This window comes from Microcystis sp. LE19-41.2A (assembly GCF_027530405.1).
In the GTDB taxonomy this organism is placed as follows: domain Bacteria; phylum Cyanobacteriota; class Cyanobacteriia; order Cyanobacteriales; family Microcystaceae; genus Microcystis; species Microcystis aeruginosa.
Genome location: NZ_JAPZQJ010000619.1, coordinates 1 through 3,387 on the forward strand (window position 1 = coordinate 1; position 3,387 = coordinate 3,387).

2 protein-coding genes are annotated in these 3,387 nt (G+C 44.4%); one reads left to right on the forward strand and one right to left on the reverse strand.

Annotation, left to right across the window (positions count from 1 at the left end; genetic code table 11):
* Nucleotides 1–204: 204 nt before the first annotated feature.
* Nucleotides 205–1,569 carry a collagen-like protein gene (locus tag O9290_RS25505; RefSeq protein ID WP_288059934.1) on the reverse strand — a complete coding sequence of 455 codons (1,365 nt, stop codon included), beginning with the start codon at nucleotides 1,567–1,569 and terminating at the stop codon, nucleotides 205–207.
* Between the two features lie 206 nt (nucleotides 1,570–1,775).
* On the opposite strand from O9290_RS25505, the gene O9290_RS25510 reads away from it, so the two are divergent.
* Nucleotides 1,776–3,065: a glucose-1-phosphate adenylyltransferase gene (locus O9290_RS25510; RefSeq protein ID WP_002761951.1), complete on the forward strand. Its 1,290-nt coding sequence runs from the start codon at nucleotides 1,776–1,778 to the stop codon at nucleotides 3,063–3,065.
* Nucleotides 3,066–3,387: the final 322 nt, after the last annotated feature.

Sequence of the window (3,387 nt, forward strand, 5' to 3'; positions counted from 1 at the left end):
AAATTATCAGACACCACCCTTATCAAGGGGGGACTAAGGGTAGGGTTGATTCATGAATCAACCCTACTATGAATCAACCCTAGGACTAAGGGGGGATCGAACCTAAAATCTATTTTTAATTTAATTATAACCAGCTACTTAAGTTGACTATCTAAATTACTGGTTAACACTGCACCGGAGAAAGGAGAAGGGGACTTTTTTGACTTATCTCCGCAGGATATTTGATCCTTTAATCGTGTCGCGGATGACGATTTTTTGTTCTTTGGAATAACCAGCAAAAGAACGAGTAGCAAGTAACTCGATTTCTACCCCAGTACCCGATCGCAAAGATTCCACAGGTAAGGGTAATTGACCGATATCCAGAATAAATTGATTGCCGTCCTGTCGGACTAAATTAGCGGGCATATCTCCTTCATAGCGAGTGACAAAATCGGTTCTCGGACTGGTTTGCAGGTCGTCTGCTTGCCAACGGGTGATGCGATAACGCACTTTAAATTTAGTGCCGATTAAATTCGATTGGGAAGCTTTATCTTCGAGAAAAAGCCTTAAATCAGTACCATTTCCTGTAATACCTTTTGCTTCTAATTGGGTGACATCTCGTTCAAAAACAGCATTATAAACGACAAATTCCGTAACATTATTGCGTTTTTGAGTGGTTCCCTCGATCCAGAGTTCACTGGGGACAGTTACCTTCATTTCCTTTTGATCATCGAGGGTTAAAGTAAAACGCTGATTAGCAAACCGGTTAAACTCTTGGGGCGCATTCCAAATTAAAATAAAAGAACGTTCCGATCGATCTAATAAAATCCGATATTGATCATCGATCAGGGAACCGGGGGAAAATAAAGACACTGCCCCAGTGCGAGTTTCCCAACTATTTTTAGAGAGAATATAACCCCGTTCTTTTAACTCCGACAGGGGAACAGTTGCGCTCGGTTGATCGGCAGTTAAAGGGCGATCGATTTGAATTAAAGTTAACTGTCCTAAACGACCCTCGCGACCGTTACGACCACTATTACCCGTCGCCCCATCGAGACCATCCTGACAGCTAAATTCTCTGGTGGTACAGCTATAATTGGCATCACCCGGCCTACCGCTGCAGGTTTGAATTGTCCAGAAGGGTTGGGAACAGCGACAACCCTTGCCCCCCTGTCCTCCCTGACCCCCAAAACCCCCAGCGCCTCCGGCCGCATTGACCGTTACTTGTCTTAAAAAATCTAAATTAGTGGCATAGAGGGTTAAAGCGCCGCCATTGCCCCCATCACCCCCATCACCCCCATTGCCACCGTTACCACCACCGGCCGCCTGGAGATTTCGTGTTACGTTGCCTGGTTGACCGCTACAGTTGCCATCGCTGCCATTGCTGCCATTTTCACCATCGACCCCTTTTTGTCCTGAAATATCGAGTTTTAGGGGAGAACCATCGAGAAAAAGGGTTAAACTGTCACTATTTTTGCCTTGGCCGCCGACCTTGCCAGCTTTTCCGCTTTGGCCCTGTTTACCGAAAGTCTGTACATCGGAACCTTGGGCTAACCAAGAACAGCGATCGCCTGTCACCGTGGCGGGCATTAGGTACGGTAAAGGGAGAAAAAAGGTGAATATTAATGATTTAGCCCAAAAATTCATGATTTTAGCGAATTTATCCGCAAAGACTCCGATCAATTCCCTCTTGATGACTTTTAGATCTAGATTTTTGTTTCCCCTCTATCAATAAGGTGCGCTATCATCCTACACTTACTTTGAGAAGGAAACAGCCAATCGCGAGGGTTACGCGCGTGAAAAAAGTATTAGCTATTATCTTAGGTGGCGGGGCTGGAACTCGCCTTTATCCGTTAACGAAACTGCGGGCAAAACCTGCCGTCCCCCTAGCGGGAAAATATCGCTTAATCGATATTCCCGTCAGCAATTGTATTAACTCCCAGATTGACAAAATCTATGTGTTGACGCAATTTAATTCCGCTTCCCTCAATCGTCACCTCAATCGTACCTATAATTTTACGGGTTTTAGTGATGGTTTCGTGGAAGTTTTGGCCGCTCAACAAACCATGGAAAATCCTCAATGGTTCCAAGGCACGGCCGACGCGGTACGACAATACATCTGGACGATGAAGGATTGGGATATCGATGAATATCTAATTCTCTCGGGAGATCATCTCTATCGCATGGACTACAGCAAGTTCATCGAACGCCATCGGGAAACCAACGCCGATATCACTTTATCGGTAGTTCCCATCGATGAACGTCGCGCCTCCGCTTTTGGGGTGATGAAAATTAATGATTCGGGGCGAATTGTCGATTTTTATGAGAAACCCAAAGGGGCAGAATTGGAAAGAATGCGGGTAGATACGACGATTTTAGGCTTAAGTCCCGACCAGGCCCGTCAAAGTCCCTACATCGCTTCCATGGGAATTTATGTCTTTAAAAAGAATGTTTTAATCGATCTGCTCGATGCCAATAAAGAACAGACCGATTTCGGTAAGGAAATTATTCCCTCGGCGGCTAAAGACTACAATCTTCAGGCTTATTTATTTAAGGGTTACTGGGAAGATATCGGGACGATTGAAGCCTTTTATGAGTCTAATCTCGCCTTGACCCAACAACCAAATCCCGCCTTTAGTTTCTACGATGAAAAAGCCCCCATCTATACCCGTTCTCGCTATCTGCCACCCACAAAAATGCTCAATTGTACGGTGACAGAATCGATGATTTCTGAAGGTTGTATTCTCAAAGAATGTCGCATCCATCACTCGATTTTAGGTATTCGTAGTCGAGTCGGCAAAGACTGCACGATCGAGGATACAATGCTGATGGGAGCGGACTTTTATGAGTCTTTCCCCGAACGGGAAAGTCTCGTCCGAGATGGCAAAGTTCCCATGGGTATCGGCCCCGGTTCCACTATTCGTCGGGCAATTGTGGACAAAAATGCTCGCATTGGTGCCAATGTTTTAATTGTTAACAAGGATCGTGTGGAAGAAGCTAATCGCGAAGATTTAGGTTTCTATGTTCGCAGCGGCATCGTGGTTATTTTCAAAAATGCCACTATTCCCGACGGGACGGTGATTTAATCTATCAGTTATCAGTTATCAGTTATCAGTTTTTCCATTTTTCTAGTTATTATCGCTTGGATATAGCCGCAGGCTGATGGCTTCAGCTAATTACCTAGACAATTCCCTTGAAACCATAAGTAGCTGGTTATAATTAAATTAAAAATGGATTTTAGGTTCGATCCCCCCTGCCCCCCTTAATCTATCCATTAGTCGGATCTTTCTTAACAAAAAGAGAAGAAACTTAAAAAAAGGGGAAACGATTGATAGGTATAGTTTTGAAAGAAGGAATTAAGGTGGAGGTAAGCAAAAAAATGGAGAAATGGGCAGCCCAAGAATTACA